Below are 25,130 nucleotides of genomic sequence, written 5' to 3' on the forward strand. Positions count from 1 at the left end.
ATCGATATAACCGATAACCCTTATCTTAATAATCCAGTTAACAGATATTGTCGCCGCCATTAGAATGCTGTGCAATTGCGCATCCTTACCTTTGGCGCAGACCCATTTCCAGGAGTCCCCCGTACATGAGCAACATGAACCACGAGCGTGTCCTCAGTGTTCATCACTGGAACGACACTCTGTTCAGCTTCAAGTGCACCCGCGATCCGGGCCTGCGCTTCGAGAACGGTCAGTTCGTGATGATCGGCCTGCAACAGCCCAACGGCCGCCCGCTCATGCGCGCTTACTCCATTGCCAGCCCGAACTGGGAAGAGCATCTGGAGTTCTTCAGCATCAAGGTGCCCGATGGCCCGCTGACTTCCCAGTTGCAGCATCTGAAGGAAGGCGACGAGATCATCATCAGCAAAAAACCGACAGGCACCCTGGTACTTGACGATTTGAAGCCGGGCAAGCATCTGTATCTGCTCAGCACCGGCACTGGCCTCGCCCCATTCATGAGCGTGATCCAGGACCCAGAGACCTACGAGCGTTTCGAAAAAGTCATCCTGTGCCACGGCGTGCGCTACGTCAACGAAGTCGCCTACCGCGAATTCATCACCGAGCACCTGCCGCAGAACGAGTTCTTCGGCGAGGCCCTGCGTGACAAGTTGATCTACTACCCGACCGTGACCCGCGAGCCGTTCGAAAACGAAGGCCGCCTGACCGACCTGATGCGCAGTGGCAAGCTGTTCAGCGACATCGGCCTGCCGCCGATCAACCCCGAGGACGACCGCGCCATGCTGTGCGGCAGCCCAAGCATGTTGGACGAGACCAGCGAAGTGTTGAACAGCTTCGGTCTCAAGGTTTCGCCACGGATGCGTGAGCCGGGTGACTACCTGATCGAGCGTGCGTTCGTCGAGAAGTGATACGGAGTCAGTAACACCAGCGATCCAAAAAGTGTGGGAGCTGGCTTGCCTGCGATGCAGACACCTCAGTGGTTCAGTTGAACCGAGGTGATGCTATCGCAGGCAAGCCAGCTCCCACATTTGGTTTTCGCCCTATTTAGTTAGCCGAAACCACTTCCAGCACACAAATCATTCCCGGCTCCGGGTAGTGCCAGCGCACATCCACGTCCCAGAAGCGCACACCGTATTCACGCTCAGGGCCGGGCGTTTGGTAGGCCGGTCGCGGATCTTGCGCCAGGCATTGATCAATCAACTCTACCAACGGTTCACCAAGGCGCTGCGCATGGCCTTGCGCCTGTTGCAGTGCGGCCTTGAGCCATTGCACGCCGATCAGTTGGGGGGCATCGCTGGCGATGTGGTTGGTGGCTGCATCAACATTATCGGCATAGGGCACATACGGCTTGATATCCAGCACCGGCGTGCCATCGAGCAAATCTATGCCGGAAATCCACAGTCGCCCCGGCTCCACCTTGTCCAGTTTCACCACCGACTGGCCGATGCCATTGGGACGATGGGTCGCACGGGTAGCAAATACACCCATGGAGGTATTGCCCCCCAGGCGTGGCGGGCGCACTTTCAGGCGTGGCTTGTCTTCCAGGGTTTGGTGGAACAGGAACAGCAGCCACACATGGCTGACCTGCTCCAGCCCCTGCACCGCCTCACCCTGGTCGAACGGCGCCACCAACTCCAGCACGCCGCGGGCAGCCGGCGCCAACTGCGGTTGGCGCGGGATGGCGAACTTCTCCTTGAAGCAAGAGCGCACGAAGCCGACCGGGGAGACCTGATAGCTCATGGCTTAAGCACGAACCCGCAGGGTCAAGCCCTTGAGGAAGTTGCGCAGCAACTGGTCGCCACAGGTGCGGTAGTTGGTGTGGCCGAACTTGCGGAACAACGCGCTCAGCTCTGGCTTGGACACCGGGAACTCCGCCGCCTTGAGGATTGCATGCATGTCGTCTTCCTTCAGTTCGAAGGCCACACGCAGCTTTTTTAGGATGATGTTGTTGGTCACCGGGGTTTCGATTGGTTGCGGCGGGCGGCTTTCGTCCTTGCCGCGCTTGAAGATCACCAGACCGTCAAGGAAGTGCGCCATGACGTCATCCGGGCAGAACACGAAGCCTTCTTCCTCATCTTTTTTGAGGTAGGTCAGCAGGTCTTCCTTGGTCACGTCCATGCCGCCGAGCTTGATGATCTCGACCATCTTGTTGTCGCTGATGTCGAGCATGTAGCGCACGCTGCGCAGTACGTCGTTGTGAATCATGGTGGGCAATCCTGGTATTCAACGGATGACACCGCCGGAATCAGGCGGTGTCGGGAAAAGGGAACGGCTTAAAACTTTTCTTTGCCGGACAGGTAACGCCATTGGCCCACCGGCACCTTGCCGATGGACACGCCGCCGATACGGATACGGCGGATGGCGATGACTTTCAGGCCAACGGCTTCGCAGAACAGCGCGATCACGCCGGGTTGCGGGTTTTTCATCGCAAAGCGTAGGCGGTTTTCGTTCTGCCAGCTGGCTTTGACGGCAGGCAGCTCTTTGCCTTTGTAGGTCAGGCCGTGGTTCAGGCGGTTGAGGCCGTGGGCAACCATGTCGCCTTCGACTTCCACCACGTATTCCTGCTCGATCTTGGCGGCATCGGCGGTCAACTTGCGCAGAATCTTCCAGTCCTGGGTGAACACCAGCAGGCCACTGGCCTTGGCTTGCAGGTCGGCGCTGGCGCTCAGGCGCAGAAAGTGCCCCTTGAGCGGGCGCTTGCCGAAGCGGTGTTCTTCAGAGAGGGTATCGGCGCTGATCGAGGCCATGGCGGTTTCAGCATCCACGCCTGCGGGGGCGTGCAGCAGGATGGTCACCGGCTCTGGCGCGGTGGCTTTGGCCTCTGGGTCCAGCTCGACTTTCTCGTCAGTGACCTTGAACTGCGGCTCGTCGATCACTTCGCCGTCCACCGAGACCCAGCCGCCTTCGATAAACAGCTCAGCCTCCCGACGGGAGCAACCGACCAGTTCGATAAGGCGTTTGGAGAGGCGTATGGGGTCAGTCATGACAAGGGCCGTAACAAAAGGGGGCCACTATTGTACCTGCCTGGCGCCGGTTAATCCCGGCTCCATTTCAGCGCATGTGCCCTAACAATTATTTAACTGACGCAACACGGGCCAAATGTGGGAGCTGGCTTGCCTGCGATGGCGGTATACCAGCACCGGATGGGTAGACTGACCCGACGCCTTCGCAGGCAAGCCAGCTCCCACAGTTTGTACGGGATGATTTCAGGCATTACGGGCCTGTTGCTGCTGGCGCAGACGCAGGTGCAACAACGGATAAGGCTGCCCAAGCCCATCATGTTCTGTTCGCCCGATCACCTCGAAGCCTTGCTTGAGATAAAATCCCAAGGCCTGGGGGTTCTGTTCGTTGACGTCCAGTTCATCGGCATTCATGTGTTCGATCGCGTAACCCAGCAATTGCCGGCCCAGCCCCTGGCCACGGTAGTGCGGGTCGATAAACAGCATTTCCACCTTGCCCGCCGACACGCCGGCGAATCCGTTGATGCGTTGGCGCGAGTCCTTGGTGCAGATCAGCATCACCGCATCGAGGTAGCGGGTCAGCACCAGGTTTTTCAACATGTCGATATAGCTGTCCGGGAGGAAGTCGTGGGTGGCGCGTACCGAGTCCTCCCAGATCTGCACCAGGCGCGCGTAGTCGCTGGTTCTAGGTGTGTGAATCACCGAATGCTGACGCATACCCGCTGTCCCTTGCTGTATTCGGGGTTGATGGGCAATACGATAGACCTAAAAAAGCCCCGCATCTTCTCAGAGGCGGGGCTTTTTTATCATCGGGCGATCAGTCGCGCTTTTCGGCCCACAAGTCGTACTCGTCGGCGTCGGTCACGGTGCACCACACTTTGTCACCCGGCTTCAGGCCGCTGGCATCGTCGATAAACACGTTACCGTCGATTTCAGGGGCGTCAAAGAAGCAGCGGCCCACCGCGCCTTGCTCGTCGACTTCATCGATGAGCACTTCGATTTCCTTGCCGATGCGCAGTTGCAGGCGTGCCGAGCTGATGGCCTGCTGATGCGCCATGAAGCGCTCCCAGCGGTCTTGCTTGACGTCGTCCGGCACCACGGCCAGGTCCAGCAGGTTGGCCGGAGCACCTTCCACCGGCGAGTACTGGAAGCAACCGACGCGGTCCAGCTGCGCTTCGGTCAGCCAGTCCAGCAGGTACTGGAAGTCTTCTTCGGTCTCGCCGGGGAAGCCGACGATGAAAGTGGAGCGGATGATCAGCTCCGGGCAGATCTCGCGCCAGTTCTTGATGCGTGCCAGGGTCTTGTCTTCGAACGCCGGGCGTTTCATCGCCTTGAGCACTTTCGGGCTGGCGTGCTGGAACGGGATGTCCAGGTACGGCAGGATCTTGCCCGCGGCCATCAACGGGATCAACTCGTCCACGTGCGGGTAAGGGTAAACATAGTGCAGGCGCACCCACACGCCCAGGCTGCTAAGGGCTTCGCACAACTCGGTCATGCGGGTTTTCACCGGCGCGCCATTCCAGAAACCGGTGCGGTATTTCACATCGACGCCGTAGGCGCTGGTGTCCTGGGAGATCACCAGCAGCTCCTTGACGCCAGACTTGACCAGGCGCTGGGCCTCGTCGAGCACGTCACCCACCGGGCGGCTCACCAGTTTGCCGCGCATCGACGGGATGATGCAGAAGCTGCAGCTGTGGTTGCAGCCTTCCGAAATCTTCAGGTACGCGTAGTGGCGCGGGGTCAGCTTGATGCCTTGAGGCGGCACCAAGTCGATCAGCGGGTTGTGATCCTGGCGTGGCGGCACCACCTCGTGCACAGCGTTGACCACCTGCTCGTACTGCTGCGGGCCGGTCACGGCCAGCACGCTCGGGTGCACGTTGCGGATATTGCCTTCTTCCACCCCCATGCAGCCGGTCACGATGACCTTGCCGTTTTCCTTGATGGCTTCGCCGATCACTTCCAGGGATTCGGCTTTGGCCGAGTCGATGAAGCCGCAGGTGTTGACCACCACCACATCGGCGTCCTGGTAAGTGGACACGACGTCGTAGCCTTCCATACGCAATTGCGTGAGGATGCGCTCGGAGTCGACAAGCGCCTTCGGGCAACCCAGGGAAACAAAGCCAACCTTGGGGTTGGCTTTTGCGATGGTGGTGGACATGTCTAACCTCGGTATTGAATGACGCTGCCGGTCGTGCACGACAAGGCAACGGATGGGCGCTTGGTGCGCCTCTGATCAAAAAGTGCGCAATTCTATCGGCGGGCAGCGCACTTGACCAGCTTTATGCAGGGAAATGCGACGAGTGCTGTATCGGGGCATTCTTACAGCCGTTACCACTCTCTTAAGCCCGGACGTCTTGCTCTGCGCGGTGCGATACAACTTTAGACATGCCCACACCTAACGCCTGAAGCACTTTCAGGAGAGTGGAGAGCTTCGGGTCGCCGCCGACGGCGATGGATCTGTAGAGATTTGCTCTATTGAGGCCCGTATTCTGCGACAAGCTGAGCATTCCGCCACGGGCTTCCGCGACTCGGCGGACAGCGACAAGGAAGGCGTCCTCACCACCCGCTTCATCAATTTCCTCAAGTGCGACAGAAAGATATTCGAGAGCAAACGCTTCGTCGTCTCGGAGCATTTCAAGAACGCTATCTTCATGAGAGCGAGTACGAATGGTCATTTTTGCTGCACCTTGTAAGATTTCCAGAGAGCCTTGGCCTGATCGATGTCGTTTTGCTGTCTGGCCTTTGAACCACCACCCAACAGGAAAACAATTTTTCGATCTTGGATTGCGTAATACACGCGAAAGCCAGGTCCGAAGTCGAGCTTCATCTCAAAGACCCCATCACCCACCGGCTCGGTAATTCCAAAGTGACCAAGGGATGCTCGGTCCACTCTGGTGGTGATTCGTGCCTTTGAACGCGTGTCTTGCACGGTATCTAGCCAAGCTTGATAGATATCCACGCCATTGACTGACAGTACATGTTTCACTTCGTACATGCGGAATGTACCTTAAAAGAGACAGGTCGATGATTGAGTTTTTATATCGACCGCGAGCGCCAGACAGTCGGCACGCTTTTTATTGATCAGCAAGCTGGAGTCCCGGCTTACGCCGCTAAGGCAGCTCTACCGAGTCGGGCCAAAAATATACGGCTGACGGTAAATGTGATCAATGCAGGCAAAAAGGCTCCAAAACGCCTTGTCATCTATTACTGACTGCCTAAAACGACACCCAAATCACTTGAGCAGGGAAATGCGACGAGTGCTGCGCTATGCTTCGCGCCGTTGCACACGGGTAAAGCCCTTGGGTCAATAAAACGTCTGTTACGAGAAGTAAAACAGCGCATGCTAGGGTCAGCTTAGAAGCGCTGTTTATAAAAGACCTCAGGTCAAAGGGCAGGAGTGGTTGATGGGTCAGGCAAGTAGTCAGGCAGCAGGTGCCGAGCATTCAAAAGCCAAGCCGATTGGCATGCTGGTGGCGGCGGTCGGGGTGGTTTATGGCGATATCGGGACCAGCCCGCTCTACACCCTTAAAGAGGTGTTCAACGGCGGTTATGGGGTGCAGGTCAACCATGACGGCGTCTTGGGGATCCTGGCGCTGATCTTCTGGTCGCTGATCTGGGTGGTGTCGATCAAGTATGTGCTGTTCGTGCTGCGTGCCGACAACCAGGGCGAGGGCGGCATCATGGCCCTCACCGCGTTGGCCCGGCGAGCTGCCGGGAAGCACACGAAATTGCGCAGTTTCCTGGTGGTATGTGGCCTGTGTGGCGCGGCGCTGTTCTACGGCGACAGTATGATCACCCCGGCGATTTCGGTGTTGTCGGCCATCGAAGGCTTGGAACTGGCGTTCGACGGCCTGGAAAAATGGGTGGTGCCCATTGCCTTGGTGGTGCTGGTGGCGCTGTTCCTGATCCAGAAACACGGCACCGACCGCATCGGCAAGCTGTTCGGCCCGGTGATGGTCACCTGGTTCCTGGTGTTGGGCGGCCTGGGGGTGTATGGCATTCTGCAGCAACCCGAAGTGCTCAATGCTCTGAACCCGGCATGGGGCGTGCGCTTCTTTATGGTGCACCCCGGTATTGGCGTGGCGATCCTCGGCGCGGTGGTATTGGCATTGACCGGCGCCGAAGCGTTGTACGCCGACATGGGCCACTTCGGCCGCAAACCCATTGCCCGTGCGTGGTTTCTGCTGGTGCTGCCGGCGCTGGTGCTCAACTATTTCGGCCAGGGCGCGATGCTGCTGGGCGATCCGGAGGCGGCGCGCAACCCGTTCTACCTGCTGGCGCCAAGCTGGGCGCTGGTGCCGTTGGTGGGCTTGTCCACCATGGCCACGGTGATTGCTTCCCAGGCGGTGATTTCCGGCGCGTTCTCGTTGACCCGCCAAGCGATCCAGTTGGGTTACATACCGCGCATGCATATCCAGCACACCTCCAGTGCCGAGCAGGGCCAGATCTACATCGGTGCGGTGAACTGGTCGTTGATGGTCGGCGTGATCCTGCTTGTGTTGGGCTTCGAATCCTCCGGTGCCCTGGCCTCGGCCTATGGTGTCGCCGTGACGGGCACCATGCTGATGACCACCATCCTGGTATCGGCGGTCATGCTGCTGCTGTGGAAATGGCCACCGGTGCTGGCCGTGCCGCTGTTGCTCTGCTGCCTGTTGGTGGACGGTCTGTTCTTCGCCGCCAACGCGCCGAAGATCCTCCAGGGCGGCGCCTTCCCGGTATTGGCGGGGATCGTGCTGTTTGTGCTGATGACCACCTGGAAGCGCGGCAAGCAATTGCTGGTCGGCCGTCTCGACGAGGGTGGCTTGCCATTGCCGATCTTCATCAGCAGTATCCGCGTACAGCCGCCCCATCGCGTGCAGGGCACGGCGGTGTTCCTCACCGCGCGGCCCGACGCCGTGCCTCATGCGCTGTTGCACAACCTGCTGCATAACCAGGTGCTGCATGAGCAAGTGGTGCTGTTGACCGTGGTTTACGAAGACATTCCACGGGTGCCTTCAGCGCGGCGCTTCGAGGTGGATGCCTACGGCGAAGGCTTCTTCCGAGTGATCCTGCACTTCGGGTTTACCGATGAACCAGACGTGCCCGAAGCGTTGAAGCTGTGCCACTTGGATGAGCTGGACTTCAGCCCGATGCGCACCACCTACTTCCTTAGCCGTGAAACGGTGATCGCCTCGCGCATCAAAGGCATGGCCCGTTGGCGCGAAGTGTTGTTTGCCTTCATGTTGAAAAACGCCAACGGCAACCTGCGGTTCTTCAAACTGCCGGTCAACCGTGTGATCGAGCTGGGCACCCAGGTCGAGATGTAAGGCGCTGCCTACCGGGAGCCGGCAATCGGCTCCCGCTTTCCTTCTGAACCCTGTGCAAACGACGGTTGTCGACTAGGCTGGTAGGAGCGAGCTCGCTCCTACAAAAATGCCTATGAAGCCCAGAAGAGGTGCGCCATGAGTCAGCTGCTCGAACCTTACACCCTGCGCCAATTGACCCTGCTCAACCGCATCGCGGTTTCACCCATGTGCCAATACTCCAGCGACGATGGCCTGGCCAATGACTGGCACCTGGTGCATCTCGGCAGCCGGGCCGTGGGTGGCGCCGGGCTGATTTTTACCGAGGCCACGGCGGTGACCGCCGATGGCCGTATCACCGCCCAGGACCTGGGCCTGTGGAACGACGCCCAGATCGAACCGTTGCGGCGCATCACCCGTTTTATCGCGGCCCAGGGCGCGGTGGCTGGGATCCAGCTGGCCCATGCCGGGCGCAAGGCCAGCACCCATCGGCCATGGATCGGCAAACATGGTAGCGTCAAGCCGGAGGAGGGCGGCTGGGTGCCGGTGGGGCCTTCGCCGATTGCCTTCGACCCCAATCACACGCAGCCCAAGCCACTGGACGAAGGGCAGATCCAGCAAGTGATCGCCGACTTTGTCGCCGCCGCCAAGCGCGCCTTGACCGCAGGCTTTGAAGTGGTGGAAATCCACGCCGCCCACGGGTACCTGCTGCACCAGTTCCTCTCGCCGATCAGCAACCAGCGTCAGGACCACTACGGCGGCTCTTTTGAAAACCGCATCCGCCTGGTGCTGGAAGTGACCAAGGCCGTGCGCGCCGTGTGGCCTGATGAGTTGCCGCTGTTTGTGCGCGTGTCGGCCACTGACTGGGTGGAAGACGGCTGGAACCCGGATGAAACCGTGGAGTTGGCGCGCCGCCTGAAAGATCTGGGGGTGGATCTGATCGACGTGTCGTCCGGTGGCACCGCCGCGAATGCCGAGATTCCTACCGGCCCCGGATACCAAACGCGCTTCGCCGAGCGCGTGCGCAAGGAATCGGGCATGGCCACCGGCACCGTCGGCATGATTACCGAACCCGCTCAAGCCGAGCACATCCTGCGTACCTGCCAGGCCGACATTATTTTCCTGGCCCGCGAACTGCTGCGTGACCCCTACTGGCCACTGCACGCCGACGATGACCTGGGTGGGCGCAAGGCAATCTGGCCGGCGCAATACCAACGGGCGACCCACCGGGATCAGCCGATCCATGAGTCAGACCTGCGGGATTGACCCTGTTCACCTCTGTGCCAAACCCACCCTGACACGGTGGGTTTTTTCTTGCGCGCGTTGTAGGCGTTGCGCAGCCGATATCGACCACCCTGTGAGCAATCGCTGTAGGCTTTTATTACCGACGTTATTTTTTAAGTTAATACTCTAAAAAAATCCCACGAATGATGAGATAGTTTCTACGCTAAGGGTAAGCCCGACTTCTGGCCCAGGGAGACAGGCGGTTGGTCCGCGAAGCCGTTGCGCTTCTCGGGAGTTGGGAAATGGGCACCAGGAGTATTTGACTGATATCAGGAGTAGCGGTCCATGGCCAAGTCCTATGGCGTAGCGGGTGCGGTGGCGTCTTTTCTGAGCCGCCGGATGTCTTTACGGGGTCGAAGGTTGAGTTCAGATGAAATGGAGTTGCTGGCGCAATATCGGGCGCTGACCGAGAGCGATCAGGTGGCGATGCGCTATTTGATTGGCGCGATGAAAAGCGTGTCGCGGTTCTGAGCCAAATCCGATCATTCCCACGTTATTGCGTGGGAATGATCGTGCAGTGTGGCATCAGGTGTACTTGCGCTGTTCTGGCGCAGGCGGGAAGTACTGATACAGCCAGGTTTCACTCAGGGTGCGGTCCTGGGTGCGAATAAACAGGCGTAGCTCGACCGGCTCCACGCTGTCGCTGGTGGGGTACCAGTCGAACAGGATGCGGTACCCCTTGATGTTGTCTAGCACCAGCACGCTGAAGTCCTTCACCTCACCGTGGGAACAGGTCACCACAGGCTCGATGCCAGTGCCCGCCGGCAGGCGATCCAGGCCGCCGCCCTTGAAGTCCACGGCAAAACGCCTGGCCCATACTTTCGGATAATGCTCGCCGGGTGCCCAGCCTTCGGTAAAACCGCCCATGCCCGAACGGGTCGCGTCGACCTGTGCCAGCGGCGTGCTCACTGGCGGCAGTGCGCTCCAGTACAGCTTGTAGCCGTAGTTGAGCGAATCACCGGCGGCCACCGGTTTTTTCGGAGTCCAGAAGGCCACGATGTTGTCCAGGGTTTCACCAGTGGTGGGGATTTCCAGCAGGTCGATCGAGCCTTCGCCCCAGGCCGTGGTCGGTTCAACCCACAGGCTTGGGCGTTTGCTGTACCAGTCGACGGTGTCTTGGTAGCTGGCGAACTCATGGTCGGTCTGCACCAGGCCGAAGCCTTTGGGGTCGGTGTCGGCGAACGCGTTGAATTGCAGCTTGGCCGGGTTGTTCAGGGGCCGGCAGACCCATTCGCCGTTGCCGCGCCACATGGCCAGGCGGTCTGAGTCGTGGATTTGCGGGTGAATGGTGTCGCACATGCGGCGCTCATGGGTGCCGCAGCTGAACATACTGGTCATGGGCGCGATGCCCAGTTGTTCGATGGCGGTGCGCGCATTGATGTGCGCGTCAATCGCCATCACCACTTGGTTGGCCTGGCAGTCGATGTCGAAGCGATAGGCGCCAGTGGCGCTTGGCGAGTCGAGCAGGGCGTAGACCACAAAGCGCGTGGCGTTCTTGTCCGGGGTTTCGAACCAGAACTGCGTGAAATCAGGGAATTCCTCGCGTTTTTTCGCGTAGGTATCAATCGCCAGGCCACGCGCCGAGAGGCCGTACTGGCCGGTGGAATCCACTGCGCGAAAGTAGCTGGCGCCCAGAAACGAGAGCACGTCATGGCGGTCCAGTTCCGGCGCCTTGAACAGCTTGAAGCCGGAGAAACCCAGGTCGCCGGTCAGTTGCTGGGTGTCCACCGTGGTTTTTTCATAGTTGAACAGCGAAGGGCGAAAGTGCACTTCGCGGGCTTCACGGGTCTTGGGGTCGACGCTGTGCATGCGTACCGGCGTCTTGAAACCCATGCCAACGTGGAAGAACTGCACGTCCAGTTGGCCGTTCAACTCCTTCCACAGCGAATGGTTACGGTCATAGCCGATGGCGTTGAAGTTCTGCGGGGTCATGGTGGCCAGGGTCGGCGGCAGCACCTGCTTAGTGTCCTGGTAGCCACGGGTGGCCAACTGCTTGGCCTGGGCCTTGAGCGATTCGAAATCGAACGCCACGGCCTTGCCATCGGCAGCCCGATTACCGGCCCAGGCCTGCGCGGCCAGCAGGCCACTGGCCGACAAACCGGTGTAAGCCGCAATGGCCATGGATGCTTTGAGCAAATTCCTGCGGTGCATAGAGACAACCTGTCGTGAGCAAATCCCGCGCCGTTCCTGGCACGTAGCGGATCAGAAATAACGGTTCGGACATGCCTTCGGCCAAACGCAACGGACAATAAACAGACGCCGGATAGCTTAAGCGGTTCGATGAGCAAGGCAAATTGATTGATGGCGGGATGATGGCGTTGCATGTGCAACAAGACATTTCCAGCATCGCAACTGAGCGTTACATCTGGAAGCACTCTAGATCACGGCTTTTTGGCACTTAGTTTTACGCTGGAGGCCTATTGGTCCTACGAACCCAAGTGTCTGGAGGCTACGAATGAATACCCGTGGATTGCTCGATCAACTGCTCAAGTCTGGCCAGGACATGTTGCAAAACAAGGCCGGCGGCCAACGCAAAGCCAATGAAAAGGGCGCCCTCGGCGGCTTGCTCAACGGTGGCGGGCTCGGCAGCATGCTCGGCGGTGCCGGCGGCGGCGCCCTGGCAGCGGGAGCCATGGGCTTGCTGCTGGGCAACAAAAAAGCCCGCAAATTCGGGGGCAAGGCACTCACCTACGGCGGCCTGGCCGCACTCGGTGTGATTGCCTACAAGGCTTACGGCAACTGGCAAGCCCAGCAGGCCAGCGCGCCCCAAGGCGAGCCGCAAACCATCGACCGCCTGCCAGCGGCCCAGGTCGAACAACACAGCCAAGGCATTCTCAAGGCACTGGTAGCCGCGGCCAAGGCTGACGGGCATGTGGATGAGCGCGAGCGCGCCTTGATCGAAGGCGAATTTACCAAGCTGGACAATGATCAGGAGTTGCAACACTGGCTACACGCCGAGCTCAACAAACCCCTGGACCCCACCGACGTCGCCCGCGCCGCCAGCACCCCGGAAATGGCCGCCGAAATGTACATCGCCAGCGTGATGCTGGTGGACGAAGAAAACTTCATGGAAAAAGCCTACCTGGACGAACTGGCCCGCCAACTGAAACTTGAGCCAGGCTTGAAGCTGGAGTTGGAAAAACAAGTGCGGCTTAACGCATAAACAAGGCCTCACGCCCATCAAAAATGTGGGAGCGGGCTTGCTCGCGAATGCGGTAGACCAGTCACTCTATTTCTGGCTGACTCACCGCATCCGCGAGCAAGCCCGCGCCCACTTTTGCATTCTGTGCACTGCACATCAAAAGCCTTGATAAAAGCGCGCAGCCGCTCAGCTATACTCCCCTCCATTTGAATGGCCCTGCGAGGAATTACTGTGAAGAACTGGACCCTGCGCCAAAGGATTTTGGCGAGCTTTGCGGTAATTATCGCGATCATGCTGCTGATGGTCGTGGTCTCGTATTCGCGCTTGCTGAAAATCGAAATCAGCGAAAACTCAGTGCGGGACGATGCGGTGCCCGGGGTGTTTTTCAGCTCGATGATTCGCAGCGCCTGGGTCGACAGCTACCTGCAAACCCAGGAGTTGGTCGGAATCCACGAGAACCAGGGTATTTCCGAAACCGACAAACAGGACTACAAGTCTTTCGAGGCTCGGCTTGAGCAACATATGGCCAGCTACGCAGGGACGATCAATATCACCCAGGATCGCACCGAATTCGATGCCTTCGAAAAACTGCACCAGAGCTACAACCAGATTCTCGCCCAGGTTTTGGCGGCCCATCAGAGCAATAACGCCGCCGAAGCACTGAGGTTGTTCAACGAGCAACTGACCCCCGCCTGGACAGCAGGCCGCATGAAGCTCAATGACATTATCAATGAGAACAAGCAGGTCGCCGACAACGCCACCGCCGCCATCGATGATGCGGTAGCGGCCGCGAAGATCAGCATGGGCGTTTCGCTATTGCTGGCGATTCTCGCCGCCGCGCTGTGTGGCCTGTTGCTGATGCGCGCGATCATGGCGCCGATGCAGCGCATCGTTCAAATCCTCGAAGTCATGCGCACCGGTGACCTGAGCAAGCGCCTGAATCTGGAGCGCAAGGACGAATTCAACGCGGTTGAAACCGGCTTCAACGACATGATGACCGAGCTGACTGCCCTGGTGTCCCAGGCGCAGCGTTCATCGGTGCAGGTCACTACCTCGGTCACCGAGATTGCCGCGACCTCCAAGCAGCAACAGGCGACCGCGACAGAAACCGCGGCCACGACCACCGAAATCGGCGCCACTTCCCGCGAAATTGCCGCCACGTCCAAGGACTTGGTCCGCACCATGACCGAAGTCTCCACCGCCGCCGACCAAGCCTCGGTGGCTGCAGGTTCCGGCCAGCAGGGCCTGGCCCGCATGGAAGAAACCATGCACTCGGTGATGGGCGCCGCCGACCTGGTCAACGCCAAGCTGGCGATCCTCAATGAGAAGGCCGGCAACATCAACCAGGTGGTAGTGACCATCGTCAAGGTGGCCGACCAGACCAACCTGTTGTCGCTCAATGCGGCCATCGAGGCTGAGAAAGCCGGTGAATACGGGCGCGGCTTTGCCGTGGTTGCCACCGAAGTGCGCCGCCTGGCCGACCAGACCGCCGTGGCGACCTACGACATTGAACAGATGGTGCGTGAGATCCAGTCGGCGGTGTCGGCGGGGGTGATGGGCATGGACAAGTTTTCCGAGGAGGTGCGTCGCGGCATGTCCGAGGTGCAACAAGTGGGCGAGCAACTGTCGCAGATCATCCATCAGGTACAGGCCCTGGCGCCGCGGGTGTTGATGGTCAACGAAGGCATGCAGGCCCAGGCCACCGGCGCCGAGCAGATCAACCATGCGCTGGTGCAATTGGGCGATGCCAGCAGCCAGACCGTCGAATCCCTGCGCCAGGCCAGCTTTGCCATTGATGAACTGAGCCAGGTTGCGGTCGGTCTGCGCAGCGGCGTCTCGCGTTTCAAAGTCTGATGAGCGAGCTCGCGGCTAAACGCGGTGCCGTCCCGGCAGCGAAAAAGGCGTTGTTCCTGGTGTTTCGCATCGGCAACGAACGCTTTGCCCTCAAGGCCACCGAAGTGGCCGAGGTGCTGCCGCGCCTGGCCCTTAAACCCATCGCCCAAGCGCCGTTATGGGTGGCGGGTATCTTCGCCCATCGTGGGGTGCTGGTGCCGGTCATCGACTTGAGCGCGCTGACGTTCGGCACTTCGGCCCAGGCGCGCACCAGTACGCGCCTGGTGCTGGTCAATTACCAACCGCAGCCCTGGAGTGAGGCGCGTTGGCTGGGGCTGATCCTAGAACAGGCCACCGACACCCTGCGTTGCGACCCCGCCGAGTTCCAGCCCTATGGCCTTGACAACCAGCAGGCGCCGTACCTGGGGCCGGTGCGCGAGGATGCCCAAGGCTTGATGCAGTGGATTGGCGTCGCGGATCTGTTGACCGCGCCAGTGCGCGCCTTGTTGTTCTGCGCCGAGTTGAGCCTATGAGCAATGACCCGCGGTTTTTCGCGTTCTTGAAAGAACGCATCGGCCTGGACGTCGCTTCGGTGGGCGAGGCGATCATCGAGCGCGCGGTGCGCCAGCGCTGCCAGTCGTCCCAGTCGCCGTCGGCGGAGGCTTACTGGCAACACCTGCAAACCTCCCATGACGAGCAGCAGGCGCTGATCGAAGCGGTGATCGTCCCCGAGACCTGGTTTTTCCGCTATCCCGAATCCTTTGCAACCCTGGCTCGCCTGGCCCAGGCACGCCTGGCCGAGATCAATCAGATGCGCGCCCTGCGCATTCTCAGCCTGCCGTGTTCGACCGGCGAAGAGCCCTATTCGATTGCCATGGCCTTGCTCGATGCGGGGCTGGCGCCCCACCAGTTCAAAGTACAGGGCATGGACGTCAGCCCGCTGTCGGTGGAGCGCGCGCGGCGGGGCGTGTATGGCAAGAACTCGTTTCGCGGCGCTGACCTTGAGTTTCGCGACCGCCACTTCACTGAAGACGCAGGCAGTTACCGCATTGCCGACCGAGTGCGTGAGCAAGTGCGCCTGCAAGTCGGCAACTTGCTGGACCCGGCACTGCTGGCGAACGAGCCAACCTACGATTTTGTGTTCTGCCGCAACCTGCTGATCTACTTCGACCAGCCGACCCAGAAACAGGTCTTTGATGTGCTCAAGGCGTTGACACACGTGGACGGCGTGCTGTTTATCGGCCCGGCCGAGGGCAGCCTGCTGGGGCGCCACGGTATGCGCTCCATCGGCGTACCGCAGTCCTTCGCTTTCAGTCGGCATGTAGAACCGACCCCGCCGCCAGCACCTCTGGTCAAACCGACGCCCGCGCCGCTGCCGCAGCGCAGGGCGGCGCCGATACCGCTCAAGCCGCGGCCGTTCAGCACGGTCAGCCCCCGCGTGCCACCGGTCAAAGGGGTGCCTACCGATGCCGGGGATTTGCTCAGCCAGATCGCAACCCTGGCCAACGAGGGCAAAAGTGCCGAGGCCCGTGCGGCCTGCGAGCGCTATTTGAGCAGCCACCCACCGGCCGCCCAGGTGTTTTATTGGCTGGGGCTGCTCAGCGATGTGGCTGGCAGCGCCCTGGAGGCCCAGGGGTATTACCGAAAAGCCCTGTATCTGGAACCGCAGCATCCCCAGGCCCTGATGCACCTGGCCGCGTTGCTCGAGTCCCAGGGCGACAGTGCCGGCGCGCGTCGTCTTCAGGCCCGCGCCGCCCGTAGCGAGCGAGCTGACAGTGAGTCCAAACGATGAGTAGCCCTGACGCGCTCGACACCGCAGGCCTGGACCTGACGCTGACCGATACCCAAGCCATTGACGACTGTTGGAACCGCATCGGTATTCATGGCGACAAGTCCTGCCCGTTGTTGGCTGAGCACATCCACTGCCGCAATTGCTCGGTGTATTCCGCCGCCGCCACGCGCCTGCTCGACCGCTACGCACTGCAACAGGACGACCATCACGCGCAGGCAACTGCCGAAGCGGATAACGAGGTGGTCACCCGTTCGCTGTTGATGTTTCGCCTCGGCGAAGAATGGCTCGGCATCGCGACCCGCTGCCTGGTGGAAGTGGCGCCGTTGCAGCCGATCCACTCGCTGCCGCACCAGCGCTCCCGGGCGCTGCTGGGCGTGGCCAACGTACGCGGGGCGCTGGTGGCATGCCTGTCGCTGGTGGAACTGTTGGGCCTGGACAGCACCAGTACCGGCGCCAGCGGCGGGCGGATCATGCCGCGCATGCTGATCATCGCCGCCCAGGACGGGCCGGTCGTCGTACCGGTGGATGAAGTAGACGGCATTCACGCCATCGATGAGCGCACCTTGAAGGCCGCGTCGGTGTCCGGCACCCAGGCCAGCGCACGCTACACCCAAGGCGTGTTGCAGTGGAAAGGCCGCAGCCTGCGCTGGCTGGACGAAGCGCAATTGTTGTCCGCCGTGACCCGGAGCCTCGCATGACCCCCGACCAGATGCGCGATGCCTCGCTGTTGGAACTGTTCAGCCTGGAGGCCGATGCGCAGACCCAGGTGTTGAGCGCGGGCCTGCTGGCGCTGGAACGCAACCCGACCCAGGCCGACCAGCTCGAAGCCTGCATGCGCGCCGCGCATTCACTTAAAGGGGCGGCGCGGATTGTCGGCGTGGATGCCGGGGTCAGCGTGGCCCACGTCATGGAAGACTGCCTGGTCAGTGCCCAGGAAGGCCGCCTGTACCTGCAACCTGAACATATCGACGCGTTGCTGCAAGGCACCGACCTGCTGATGCGAATCGCCACGCCGGGCAATGACGTGGGGCCGGCGGATATCGAGGCGTACGTAGCGCTGATGGAGCGCTTGCTCGATCCCTCGCAGCCGATTGCCACGCCCGTGCCAAATCCCGAGCCCATCCCCGCGCCGCGGGTTGACGCATTGCTGCTGGAGCCCGAGCTGGAGCCCGCGCCGGTCAGCAGTGAAGCGCCGCGCCAGAGCAAACGCATGACAGAAGGCGGCGAGCGTGTGCTGCGGGTGACGGCTGAGCGCTTGAACAGCCTGTTGGACTTGTCCAGCAAATCCCTGGTGGAAACCCAGCGGCTCAAGCCGTACCTGGCCAGCCTGCAACGCCTCAAGCGCATTCAGAGCAACAGCTTGCGTGCACTGGATGCCCTGGATGGCCAGCTAAAATCCCTGGATCTGAACCTGGAAGCCCAGGAAGCCCTGGCCGATACCCGTCGCCTGCTGAGTGAAGCCCAGGCCCTGCTGGCGGAAAAAAACGCCGAGCTGGATGAGTTCGGCTGGCAGGCCGGCCAGCGCGCCCAGGTGCTCTACGACACCGCATTGGCCTGCCGCATGCGGCCGTTTGCCGATGTGCTGGCCGGGCAGGTGCGTATGGTGCGTGACCTCGGTCGCAGCCTGGGCAAGCAAGTGCGCCTGGAGATTGAAGGCGAAAAGACCCAGGTCGACCGTGACGTGCTGGAAAAACTCGAAGCGCCGCTCACCCATTTATTGCGCAATGCGGTCGACCACGGTATCGAAACCCCTGAGCAGCGCGTGTTGGCGGGCAAACCGGCGGAAGGCTTGATTCGCCTGCGGGCGTCCCATCAGGCCGGGCTGCTGGTGCTGGAGCTGAGCGATGACGGTAACGGTGTCGACCTCGAGCGCCTGCGCGGCACCATCGTCGACCGGCACCTGTCGCCGGTGGAAACGGCCTTGCGCCTGAGCGAAGAAGAGCTGCTCACGTTCCTGTTCCTGCCGGGGTTCAGTCTGCGCGACAAGGTCACCGAGGTGTCCGGTCGTGGCGTTGGCCTGGACGCGGTGCAACATATGGTTCGCCAACTGCGCGGCGCGGTGGTGCTGGAACAGACAGCAGGGCAGGGTAGCCGCTTCCATCTGGAGGTGCCGTTGACCTTGTCGGTGGTGCGCAGCCTGGTGGTGGAAGTCGGCGAAGAAGCCTATGCGTTTCCCCTGGCGCATATCGAACGCATGTGCGACCTGGCCCCCGACGACATCGTGCAGTTGGAAGGCCGCCAGCACTTCTGGCATGAAGGCCGACACGTCGGCCTGGTTGCCGCCAGCCAGTTGCTGCAGCGCCCGCCGGGGCAGACCCCTTCAGATACCTTGAAAGTGGTGGTGATCCGCGAACGCGATGCCGTGTACGGGATTGCCGTGGAGCGCTTTATCGGCGAGCGCACGTTGGTGGTGTTGCCGCTGGATGATCGCCTGGGCAAGGTCCAGGACATTTCTGCCGGGGCCTTGCTCGATGACGGCGCGGTGGTGTTGATCGTCGACGTCGAAGACATGCTGCGTTCGGTGGATAAATTGCTCAACACTGGCCGTCTGGAGCGCATCGCCCGGCGTAGCCAGCAGGCCACCGAAGCGCCGCGCAAGCGCGTGCTGGTGGTGGACGACTCACTGACGGTACGTGAGCTGCAACGCAAATTGTTACTCAACCGTGGTTATGAAGTTGCCGTTGCGGTCGATGGCATGGATGGCTGGAACGCATTGCGCTCCGAGGACTTCGACCTGCTTATCACGGATATTGATATGCCTCGCATGGACGGTATTGAATTGGTCACACTTTTGCGCCGTGACAGTCGCCTGCAATCGTTGCCGGTGATGGTGGTTTCTTACAAGGATCGTGAAGAAGACCGCCGCCGTGGCCTCGACGCCGGGGCCGACTATTATTTAGCCAAAGCCAGTTTCCATGACGACGCCTTGCTCGACGCCGTGGTTGAACTGATTGGAGGCGCCCGGGCATGAGGATTGCGATCGTCAATGACATGCCTCTGGCGGTGGAAGCCTTGCGTCGTGCCTTGAGTTACGAGCCCGCCCATGAAGTGGTGTGGGTGGCCAGCAATGGCCTGGAAGCGGTGCAGCGTTGCGCCGAGCTGACCCCGGACCTGATCCTGATGGACCTGATCATGCCGGTGATGGACGGCGTGGAGGCGACCCGGCAAATCATGGCCGACACGCCATGCCCGATCGTGATCGTCACCGTCGACCGCCAGGCTAACGTCAGCCGTGTATTCGAAGCCATGGGCCACGGCGCCCTGGATGTGGTGGACACCCCGGCACTGGGCGTGGGCAACCCCAAGGATGCGGCGGCGCCCCTGTTGCGCAAGATCCTCAATATTGGCTGGCTGATCGGCCAGCGCGGCACGCGGGTGCGTGCCGAAACCCCGCCGCAGCGGGTCACCGGCAAGCGTCAACGGCTGGTGGCGATTGGTTCTTCGGCCGGTGGGCCGGCGGCCCTGGAAGTTCTGCTCAAGGGGTTGCCCCGGGATTTCCCTGCCGCCATCGTGCTAGTGCAGCATGTGGACCAGGTGTTTGCCGCTGGCATGGCCGAGTGGCTGAGCAGCGCTTCCGGCCTGCCGGTGCGCCTGGCCTGTGAAGGCGAGCCGCCTCAACCCGGCGTGGTATTGCTGGCCGGCACCAACCACCATATTCGCTTGTTGAAAAATGGCACGCTAGCCTATACCGCAGAGCCGGTGAACGAGATTTACCGGCCGTCGATCGACGTGTTTTTCGAAAGCGTCGCCAGCCACTGGAACGGTGACGCCGTCGGTGTCTTGCTCACGGGCATGGGGCGCGACGGCGCCCAGGGCCTCAAGCTGATGCGGGAACAAGGATATTTGACCATCGCCCAGGACCAACAGAGTTCGGCGGTGTATGGCATGCCCAAAGCGGCGGCGGCGATTGATGCCGCTGTTGAAATTCGCCCACTGGATAGAATTGCGCCCCGATTGCTGGAGGTCTTTGCAAAATGAACAAAAATCTCCCGCCGTGCTGGCTTGCAGGTAGTAATTCAGGTGACTGCACATGAATGATTTACAGCTCGACGACTTCAAGACCGACGAAAACGCCGCCATGGTGTTGCTGGTCGACGACCAGGCCATGATCGGTGAAGCCGTGCGGCGTGGCCTGGCCCATGAAGAAAACATCGACTTCCACTTTTGTGCCGACCCGCACCAGGCGATTGCCCAGGCGATCCGCATCAAGCCCACAGTGATCTTGCAGGACCTGGTGATGCCGGGCCTGGACGGCCTCACTCTGGTGCGCGAATACCGCAATCACCCGGCCACCGCGAATATTCCGATCATCGTGCTGTCCACCAAAGAAGACCCGCTGATCAAGAGCGCGGCCTTTGCGGCCGGGGCCAACGATTACCTGGTCAAGCTGCCGGACAACATCGAGTTGGTGGCGCGCATCCGCTATCACTCGCGGTCCTACATGACCCTGTTGCAGCGCGACGCGGCCTACCGCGCGTTGCGCGTCAGCCAGCAACAGTTGCTGGACACCAACCTGGTGCTGCAACGCCTGATGAACTCCGATGGCCTGACCGGGCTGTCCAACCGCCGCCACTTCGACGAATACCTGGAGCTGGAATGGCGCCGCGCCATGCGCGACCAGACCCAACTGTCGCTGCTGATGATCGACGTGGACTTCTTCAAGACCTTCAACGACAGCTTCGGCCACGTCGAGGGCGACGAAGCCCTGCGCAAAGTCGCCAACACCATCCGTGAAGCCAGCAGCCGCCCTTCGGATTTGCCGGCGCGCTACGGCGGCGAGGAGTTCGCGCTGGTCCTGCCCAACACCTCGCCGGGCGGCGCACGCCTGGTCGCGGAAAAACTGCGCATGGCGGTGGCGGCGTTGAAAATCCCGCACATCGCCCCGGCTGAAGGTGCCAGCCTGACCATCAGTATTGGGCTGTCGACGTTGACACCGGTCCAGGGCACGGACTGTCGGCAGTTGATCATGGCGGCGGACAAGGGGTTGTACACGGCCAAGAACAATGGGCGTAATCAGGTGGGCATCGAGTAATCCCACGCGCCGCTCAACCCCTGTGGGAGCTGGCTTGCCTGCGATGGCGGTGTATCCGTCACACAAGTATCGACTGGTACACCGCCATCGCAGGAAAGCCACTCCCACATTTGATCTCTATCTGGCTGCGGATCGTGTACAAACCCCCGCCTTTTCGGCCAAGCGGACTGCCGTTTCCAGCCGTTTGCCGTTATACTCGCCGGCTTTCAAAAGTTCGCCAACGAGTGCTGCCCGCCATGGAAATCAACCCGATCCTTAACACCATCAAGGACCTGTCCGAGCGCTCCGAAACTATTCGGGGGTATCTTTGACTACGATCAAAAGCATGAGCGTCTGACCGAGGTCAATCGCGAGCTTGAAGATCCGAGTGTCTGGAACAAACCTGAATACGCCCAGGAACTGGGGCGCGAGCGCGCTGCGCTGGCACAGATCGTCGATACCCTCGACGAACTGAACACCGGCCTGGGTGATTGCCGCGACCTGCTGGACATGGCCGTCGAAGAAAACGACGAAGGCGCAGTGGGCGATGTCGTCGCCGAGCTGGCCCGTCTCGAGGAAAACCTCGCCAAGCTTGAATTTCGCCGCATGTTCAGCCATGAAATGGACCCGAACAACGCCTACCTGGATATCCAGGCCGGTTCCGGCGGCACCGAGGCCCAGGACTGGGCCAACATCCTGCTGCGCATGTACCTGCGCTGGGCCGACAAGCGCGGTTTCGACGCGACCATCATGGAACTGTCTGCCGGTGAAGTGGCCGGTATCAAGGGCGCGACCGTGCACATCAAGGGCGAATACGCCTTTGGCTGGCTGCGCACCGAGATCGGCGTGCACCGCCTGGTGCGCAAGAGCCCGTTCGACTCCGGCAACCGTCGCCACACGTCGTTCTCCGCCGTTTTCGTCTCGCCAGAGATCGACGACAAGGTGGAAATCGAGATCAACCCGGCCGACCTGCGGATCGACACCTACCGTTCCTCCGGTGCCGGTGGCCAGCACGTAAACACCACTGACTCAGCCGTACGTATTACCCACGTACCGACCAATACCGTGGTCAGCTGCCAGAACGAACGTTCCCAGCACGCCAACAAGGACACCGCCATGAAAATGCTGCGGGCCAAGTTGTACGAGCAGGAAATGCAGAAGCGCAACGCCGCTTCCCAGGCGCTGGAAGACACCAAGTCGGATATCGGCTGGGGTCACCAGATCCGTTCGTACGTGCTCGATGCCTCGCGGATCAAGGATCTGCGCACTAACATCGAACGCAGCGACTGCGACAAGGTACTCGACGGCGATATCGACGAATACCTGGAAGCCAGCCTGAAATCCGGCCTCTAATACCCTCTGTGGGAGCGGGCTTGCCCGCGATCCCCCGCCGAAGGCTGGGGGCAACGAACCTGATGGAATATTTAAAGACATGAGCGACCAACAACTCGACCCGCAAGCCCTGCAACAGGAAGAAAACTCCCTGATCGCCCTGCGCAAGGAAAAGCTTGCTGCCGAGCGCGCCAAGGGTAACGCCTTCCCCAACGACTTCCGCCGCGACAACTACTGCGATGCCTTGCAGAAGCAATACGCGGACAAGACCAAGGAAGAACTGGCAGAGGCTGCGATCCCGGTCAAGGTGGCAGGTCGCATCATGCTCAACCGTGGCTCGTTCATGGTGATCCAGGACATGACCGGTCGCATCCAGGTCTACGTCAACCGCAAGACCCTGTCCGAAGAAACCCTGGCCTCGGTGAAAACCTGGGACATGGGCGATATCATCGCAGCCGAAGGCACCCTGGCCCGTTCCGGCAAGGGCGACCTGTACGTCGAGATGACCAACGTGCGCCTGCTGACCAAGTCCCTGCGCCCGCTGCCAGACAAGCACCACGGCCTGACCGACACCGAACAGCGCTATCGCCAGCGCTACGTTGACCTGATCGTCAACGAAGACGTGCGCCAGACCTTCCGCGTGCGCTCGCAAGTCATTGCTCACATCCGCAGCTTCCTGATGCAGCGTGACTTCCTGGAAGTCGAAACCCCGATGCTGCAGACCATCCCGGGTGGTGCCGCAGCCAAGCCGTTCGAAACCCACCACAACGCGCTGGACATGGAAATGTTCCTGCGTATCGCGCCGGAGCTGTACCTCAAGCGCCTGGTGGTTGGCGGCTTCGAGAAAGTGTTCGAGATCAACCGCAACTTCCGTAACGAAGGCGTCTCGACCCGTCACAACCCAGAATTCACCATGTTGGAGTTCTACCAGGCCTACGCCGACTACGAAGACAACATGGACCTGACCGAAGAGCTGTTCCGCGAGCTGGCACAGCTGGTGCTGGGCAGCACTGACGTGCCGTACGGCGACAAGGTGTTCCACTTCGGCGAGCCGTTCGTGCGCCTGTCGGTGTTCGACTCGATCCTCAAGTACAACCCCGAGCTGACCGCTGACGACCTCAACGACATCGACAAGGCCCGTGCCATTGCCAAGAAAGCCGGCGCCAAGGTGCTGGGCTTCGAAGGCCTGGGCAAGCTGCAGGTGATGATTTTCGAAGAGCTGGTGGAGCACAAGCTGGAACAGCCGCACTTCATTACCCAGTACCCGTTCGAAGTGTCGCCGCTGGCCCGTCGCAACGACGACAACCCGAACGTCACCGACCGTTTCGAGCTGTTCATCGGTGGCCGCGAAATCGCCAACGCCTATTCCGAGCTTAACGACGCGGAAGACCAGGCCGAGCGTTTCATGGCCCAGGTGGCCGACAAGGACGCCGGTGACGACGAAGCCATGCACTACGATGCCGACTTCGTACGGGCCCTGGAATACGGCATGCCGCCCACTGCCGGTGAAGGCATCGGCATCGACCGTCTGGTGATGTTGTTGACCAACTCGCCGTCGATCCGCGATGTGATCCTGTTCCCGCACATGCGGCCACAAGCGTAACCGTAGCGAAATCCGAAGCCGCCTTTTATAAGGCGGCTTTTTTATGTGGCCTGTTCAAGTGGTGCTCGTCAGTGATCGTTCCCCACGCTCCGCGTGGGAATGCACCCTGTGACGCTCCGCGTCACCTCTAAAGGAAGAAGTGTGGTGAACCGCGTAATAGCTCAAGAAGGTGCCGCCGGCATTGCTGCTGCCGTGGCTGAAAGCGTTCAGTACCAGGGCCGCAAGGCCAGTCGGCGGGGCAGCGAGCAACGCCGGCAAGACATTCTCGATGCGGCCATGCGTATCGTCGTGCGCGATGGCGTGCGGGCCGTGCGTCACCGGGCAGTGGCGGCAGAGGCGGGGGTGCCGCTGTCGGCCACCACCTATTACTTCAAAGACATCGACGACCTGCTCACCGACACCTTCGCCCAGTACGTGGAACGCAGCGCCGCGTTCATGGGCAAGCTGTGGGTACGTAACGAAGGCCTGTTACGCGAAATGGTCGCCTATGGCGACGGCAGCCCGGAGTCGCGCTCGCAACTGGCCGATGACATCGCGCGCCTGACCGCCGACTATGTGCTACGCCAACTGACCAATCGCCGCGAATACCTGATGGCCGAGCAGGCCTTTCGCCAGGAAGCCCTGCTCAATCCACGCCTGGCCGAACTGGTACGCTCCCATCAACAGATCTTGTTGCAGGGCACCGGGCAGTTTTTCCAGGTATTGGGTTCCCGTGAGCCGCAGCAGGATGCCAAGGTGTTGACGGCTATCATCAGTCGGATGGAATATCAGGGCCTGTTGGGCGGCGCAGAGCCTCTGACCGGGGAAGAGATGCTTGAAATCCTCAAGCGCTACATGCACCTGGTATTGGCCTCGGTCTGACAGCGTTCGATGAAAGCCTGATAACGTTCAACG

The 25,130-nt window shown here is 60.8% G+C and carries 24 protein-coding genes; 16 read left to right on the top strand and 8 right to left on the bottom strand.

What is annotated here, in order from left to right:
* Nucleotides 1-125: 125 nt before the first annotated feature.
* Entirely contained in the window at nt 126-905 is a 780-nt protein-coding gene (gene fpr / locus E1K68_RS06805; RefSeq protein ID WP_003189055.1) for a ferredoxin-NADP reductase, read from the top strand.
* Nucleotides 906-1,041: 136 nt separating this feature from the next.
* Here fpr and tsaA read toward each other — a convergent pair whose 3' ends face one another.
* From tsaA to E1K68_RS06840, 7 genes are all read right to left on the bottom strand, one after another.
* On the bottom strand, nt 1,042-1,737 hold the full coding sequence (tsaA, locus tag E1K68_RS06810; RefSeq protein WP_212613900.1) for a tRNA (N6-threonylcarbamoyladenosine(37)-N6)-methyltransferase TrmO: 696 nt from the start codon (nt 1,735-1,737) through the stop codon (nt 1,042-1,044).
* A gap of 3 nt (nt 1,738-1,740) precedes the next feature.
* Complete coding sequence (locus tag E1K68_RS06815; RefSeq protein WP_003189058.1) at nt 1,741-2,202, bottom strand: DUF1456 family protein; 462 nt, start codon at nt 2,200-2,202, stop codon at nt 1,741-1,743.
* Between the two features lie 68 nt (nt 2,203-2,270).
* A complete protein-coding gene (locus tag E1K68_RS06820) occupies nt 2,271-2,981 on the bottom strand; it encodes an rRNA pseudouridine synthase (RefSeq protein ID WP_003189059.1) in 711 nt (236 codons plus the stop codon).
* 222 nt (nt 2,982-3,203) lie between these two features.
* Entirely contained in the window at nt 3,204-3,674 is a 471-nt protein-coding gene (locus E1K68_RS06825; RefSeq protein ID WP_057711497.1) for a GNAT family N-acetyltransferase, read from the bottom strand.
* Between the two features lie 100 nt (nt 3,675-3,774).
* Nucleotides 3,775-5,103 (bottom strand): 30S ribosomal protein S12 methylthiotransferase RimO, encoded by a 1,329-nt coding sequence (gene rimO / locus E1K68_RS06830; RefSeq protein ID WP_169855583.1) that lies wholly within the window; start codon nt 5,101-5,103, stop codon nt 3,775-3,777.
* 193 nt (nt 5,104-5,296) lie between these two features.
* On the bottom strand, nt 5,297-5,632 hold the full coding sequence (locus E1K68_RS06835) for an addiction module antidote protein (RefSeq protein WP_003189062.1): 336 nt from the start codon (nt 5,630-5,632) through the stop codon (nt 5,297-5,299).
* Nucleotides 5,629-5,952: a type II toxin-antitoxin system RelE/ParE family toxin gene (locus tag E1K68_RS06840; RefSeq protein WP_003189063.1), complete on the bottom strand. Its 324-nt coding sequence runs from the start codon at nt 5,950-5,952 to the stop codon at nt 5,629-5,631. The genes E1K68_RS06835 and E1K68_RS06840 overlap by 4 nt, the downstream gene beginning before the upstream one ends.
* 33 nt (nt 5,953-5,985) lie before the next feature.
* Here E1K68_RS06840 and E1K68_RS06845 point away from each other — a divergent pair, with 33 nt between their 5' ends.
* The 4 genes from E1K68_RS06845 (at nt 5,986) to E1K68_RS06860 (ending at nt 9,994) form a co-directional block, all read left to right on the top strand.
* Complete coding sequence (locus tag E1K68_RS06845; RefSeq protein ID WP_133298353.1) at nt 5,986-6,168, top strand: hypothetical protein; 183 nt, start codon at nt 5,986-5,988, stop codon at nt 6,166-6,168.
* 193 nt (nt 6,169-6,361) lie between these two features.
* Nucleotides 6,362-8,263: a potassium transporter Kup gene (locus tag E1K68_RS06850; protein ID WP_034135790.1), complete on the top strand. Its 1,902-nt coding sequence runs from the start codon at nt 6,362-6,364 to the stop codon at nt 8,261-8,263.
* A 135-nt stretch (nt 8,264-8,398) separates the two neighbouring features.
* The gene (locus tag E1K68_RS06855; protein ID WP_003189065.1) at nt 8,399-9,505 is read left to right on the top strand and encodes an NADH:flavin oxidoreductase/NADH oxidase; all 1,107 of its coding nucleotides are present in this window, start codon (nt 8,399-8,401) and stop codon (nt 9,503-9,505) included.
* 303 nt (nt 9,506-9,808) lie between these two features.
* On the top strand, nt 9,809-9,994 hold the full coding sequence (locus tag E1K68_RS06860; RefSeq protein WP_003189066.1) for a hypothetical protein: 186 nt from the start codon (nt 9,809-9,811) through the stop codon (nt 9,992-9,994).
* Nucleotides 9,995-10,048: 54 nt separating this feature from the next.
* Here the strand turns inward: E1K68_RS06860 and E1K68_RS06865 are convergent, their stop codons facing one another.
* The gene (locus E1K68_RS06865; RefSeq protein WP_056790149.1) at nt 10,049-11,674 is read right to left on the bottom strand and encodes a glucan biosynthesis protein D; all 1,626 of its coding nucleotides are present in this window, start codon (nt 11,672-11,674) and stop codon (nt 10,049-10,051) included.
* 304 nt (nt 11,675-11,978) lie between these two features.
* Between E1K68_RS06865 and E1K68_RS06870 the strand changes: the two genes are divergently transcribed.
* The 11 genes from E1K68_RS06870 to E1K68_RS06920 all read left to right on the top strand — a co-directional run bounded on the left by E1K68_RS06870 (nt 11,979) and on the right by E1K68_RS06920 (nt 25,097).
* Nucleotides 11,979-12,686 carry a tellurite resistance TerB family protein gene (locus tag E1K68_RS06870; RefSeq protein ID WP_034135789.1) on the top strand — a complete coding sequence of 236 codons (708 nt, stop codon included), beginning with the start codon at nt 11,979-11,981 and terminating at the stop codon, nt 12,684-12,686.
* A 210-nt stretch (nt 12,687-12,896) separates the two neighbouring features.
* Nucleotides 12,897-14,519: a methyl-accepting chemotaxis protein gene (locus E1K68_RS06875; RefSeq protein ID WP_014717193.1), complete on the top strand. Its 1,623-nt coding sequence runs from the start codon at nt 12,897-12,899 to the stop codon at nt 14,517-14,519.
* Nucleotides 14,519-15,031: a chemotaxis protein CheW gene (locus E1K68_RS06880; RefSeq protein ID WP_003189072.1), complete on the top strand. Its 513-nt coding sequence runs from the start codon at nt 14,519-14,521 to the stop codon at nt 15,029-15,031. The genes E1K68_RS06875 and E1K68_RS06880 overlap by 1 nt, the downstream gene beginning before the upstream one ends.
* Nucleotides 15,028-16,290 carry a protein-glutamate O-methyltransferase CheR gene (locus tag E1K68_RS06885; RefSeq protein ID WP_212613901.1) on the top strand — a complete coding sequence of 421 codons (1,263 nt, stop codon included), beginning with the start codon at nt 15,028-15,030 and terminating at the stop codon, nt 16,288-16,290. The genes E1K68_RS06880 and E1K68_RS06885 overlap by 4 nt, the downstream gene beginning before the upstream one ends.
* Nucleotides 16,287-16,988 carry a chemotaxis protein CheW gene (locus E1K68_RS06890; protein ID WP_003189074.1) on the top strand — a complete coding sequence of 234 codons (702 nt, stop codon included), beginning with the start codon at nt 16,287-16,289 and terminating at the stop codon, nt 16,986-16,988. The genes E1K68_RS06885 and E1K68_RS06890 overlap by 4 nt, the downstream gene beginning before the upstream one ends.
* A complete protein-coding gene (locus E1K68_RS06895; protein WP_003189076.1) occupies nt 16,985-19,261 on the top strand; it encodes a hybrid sensor histidine kinase/response regulator in 2,277 nt (758 codons plus the stop codon). The genes E1K68_RS06890 and E1K68_RS06895 overlap by 4 nt, the downstream gene beginning before the upstream one ends.
* Nucleotides 19,258-20,268, top strand: a complete 1,011-nt coding sequence (locus E1K68_RS06900; RefSeq protein ID WP_003189079.1) for a chemotaxis response regulator protein-glutamate methylesterase — start codon at nt 19,258-19,260, stop codon at nt 20,266-20,268. Before E1K68_RS06895 ends, E1K68_RS06900 begins: the two co-directional genes overlap by 4 nt.
* A gap of 52 nt (nt 20,269-20,320) precedes the next feature.
* Nucleotides 20,321-21,322: a PleD family two-component system response regulator gene (locus tag E1K68_RS06905; protein ID WP_014717198.1), complete on the top strand. Its 1,002-nt coding sequence runs from the start codon at nt 20,321-20,323 to the stop codon at nt 21,320-21,322.
* 236 nt (nt 21,323-21,558) lie between these two features.
* Nucleotides 21,559-22,654, top strand: a protein-coding gene (gene prfB / locus E1K68_RS06910) for a peptide chain release factor 2 (RefSeq protein WP_096001736.1) whose coding sequence is annotated in 2 segments (ribosomal slippage) — nt 21,559-21,630 and nt 21,632-22,654 — 1,095 coding nt in all. Because the reading frame shifts where the segments join, the coding sequence is not laid out codon by codon here.
* Between the two features lie 79 nt (nt 22,655-22,733).
* Nucleotides 22,734-24,236: a lysine--tRNA ligase gene (lysS, locus tag E1K68_RS06915; RefSeq protein WP_003189082.1), complete on the top strand. Its 1,503-nt coding sequence runs from the start codon at nt 22,734-22,736 to the stop codon at nt 24,234-24,236.
* Nucleotides 24,237-24,380: 144 nt separating this feature from the next.
* Complete coding sequence (locus E1K68_RS06920; RefSeq protein WP_003189083.1) at nt 24,381-25,097, top strand: TetR family transcriptional regulator; 717 nt, start codon at nt 24,381-24,383, stop codon at nt 25,095-25,097.
* Nucleotides 25,098-25,130: the final 33 nt, after the last annotated feature.

It is taken from the genome of Pseudomonas sp. B2021 (assembly GCF_018135665.1).
GTDB lineage: Bacteria > Pseudomonadota > Gammaproteobacteria > Pseudomonadales > Pseudomonadaceae > Aquipseudomonas > Aquipseudomonas lactis.

Excerpts from the sequence above, each read along its gene's own strand:
- fpr (WP_003189055.1), top strand. The coding sequence starts at position 126 with ATGAGCAACATGAACCACGAGCGTGTCCTCAGTGTTCATCACTGGAAC.
- tsaA (WP_212613900.1), bottom strand. The coding sequence starts at position 1,737 with ATGAGCTATCAGGTCTCCCCGGTCGGCTTCGTGCGCTCTTGCTTCAAG.
- E1K68_RS06815 (WP_003189058.1), bottom strand. The coding sequence starts at position 2,202 with ATGATTCACAACGACGTACTGCGCAGCGTGCGCTACATGCTCGACATC.
- E1K68_RS06820 (WP_003189059.1), bottom strand. The coding sequence starts at position 2,981 with ATGACTGACCCCATACGCCTCTCCAAACGCCTTATCGAACTGGTCGGT.
- E1K68_RS06825 (WP_057711497.1), bottom strand. The coding sequence starts at position 3,674 with ATGCGTCAGCATTCGGTGATTCACACACCTAGAACCAGCGACTACGCG.
- E1K68_RS06835 (WP_003189062.1), bottom strand. The coding sequence starts at position 5,632 with ATGACCATTCGTACTCGCTCTCATGAAGATAGCGTTCTTGAAATGCTC.
- E1K68_RS06840 (WP_003189063.1), bottom strand. The coding sequence starts at position 5,952 with ATGTACGAAGTGAAACATGTACTGTCAGTCAATGGCGTGGATATCTAT.
- E1K68_RS06850 (WP_034135790.1), top strand. The coding sequence starts at position 6,362 with ATGGGTCAGGCAAGTAGTCAGGCAGCAGGTGCCGAGCATTCAAAAGCC.
- E1K68_RS06855 (WP_003189065.1), top strand. The coding sequence starts at position 8,399 with ATGAGTCAGCTGCTCGAACCTTACACCCTGCGCCAATTGACCCTGCTC.
- E1K68_RS06860 (WP_003189066.1), top strand. The coding sequence starts at position 9,809 with ATGGCCAAGTCCTATGGCGTAGCGGGTGCGGTGGCGTCTTTTCTGAGC.
- E1K68_RS06865 (WP_056790149.1), bottom strand. The coding sequence starts at position 11,674 with ATGCACCGCAGGAATTTGCTCAAAGCATCCATGGCCATTGCGGCTTAC.
- E1K68_RS06870 (WP_034135789.1), top strand. The coding sequence starts at position 11,979 with ATGAATACCCGTGGATTGCTCGATCAACTGCTCAAGTCTGGCCAGGAC.
- E1K68_RS06880 (WP_003189072.1), top strand. The coding sequence starts at position 14,519 with ATGAGCGAGCTCGCGGCTAAACGCGGTGCCGTCCCGGCAGCGAAAAAG.
- E1K68_RS06885 (WP_212613901.1), top strand. The coding sequence starts at position 15,028 with ATGAGCAATGACCCGCGGTTTTTCGCGTTCTTGAAAGAACGCATCGGC.
- E1K68_RS06890 (WP_003189074.1), top strand. The coding sequence starts at position 16,287 with ATGAGTAGCCCTGACGCGCTCGACACCGCAGGCCTGGACCTGACGCTG.
- E1K68_RS06895 (WP_003189076.1), top strand. The coding sequence starts at position 16,985 with ATGACCCCCGACCAGATGCGCGATGCCTCGCTGTTGGAACTGTTCAGC.
- E1K68_RS06900 (WP_003189079.1), top strand. The coding sequence starts at position 19,258 with ATGAGGATTGCGATCGTCAATGACATGCCTCTGGCGGTGGAAGCCTTG.
- E1K68_RS06905 (WP_014717198.1), top strand. The coding sequence starts at position 20,321 with ATGAATGATTTACAGCTCGACGACTTCAAGACCGACGAAAACGCCGCC.
- lysS (WP_003189082.1), top strand. The coding sequence starts at position 22,734 with ATGAGCGACCAACAACTCGACCCGCAAGCCCTGCAACAGGAAGAAAAC.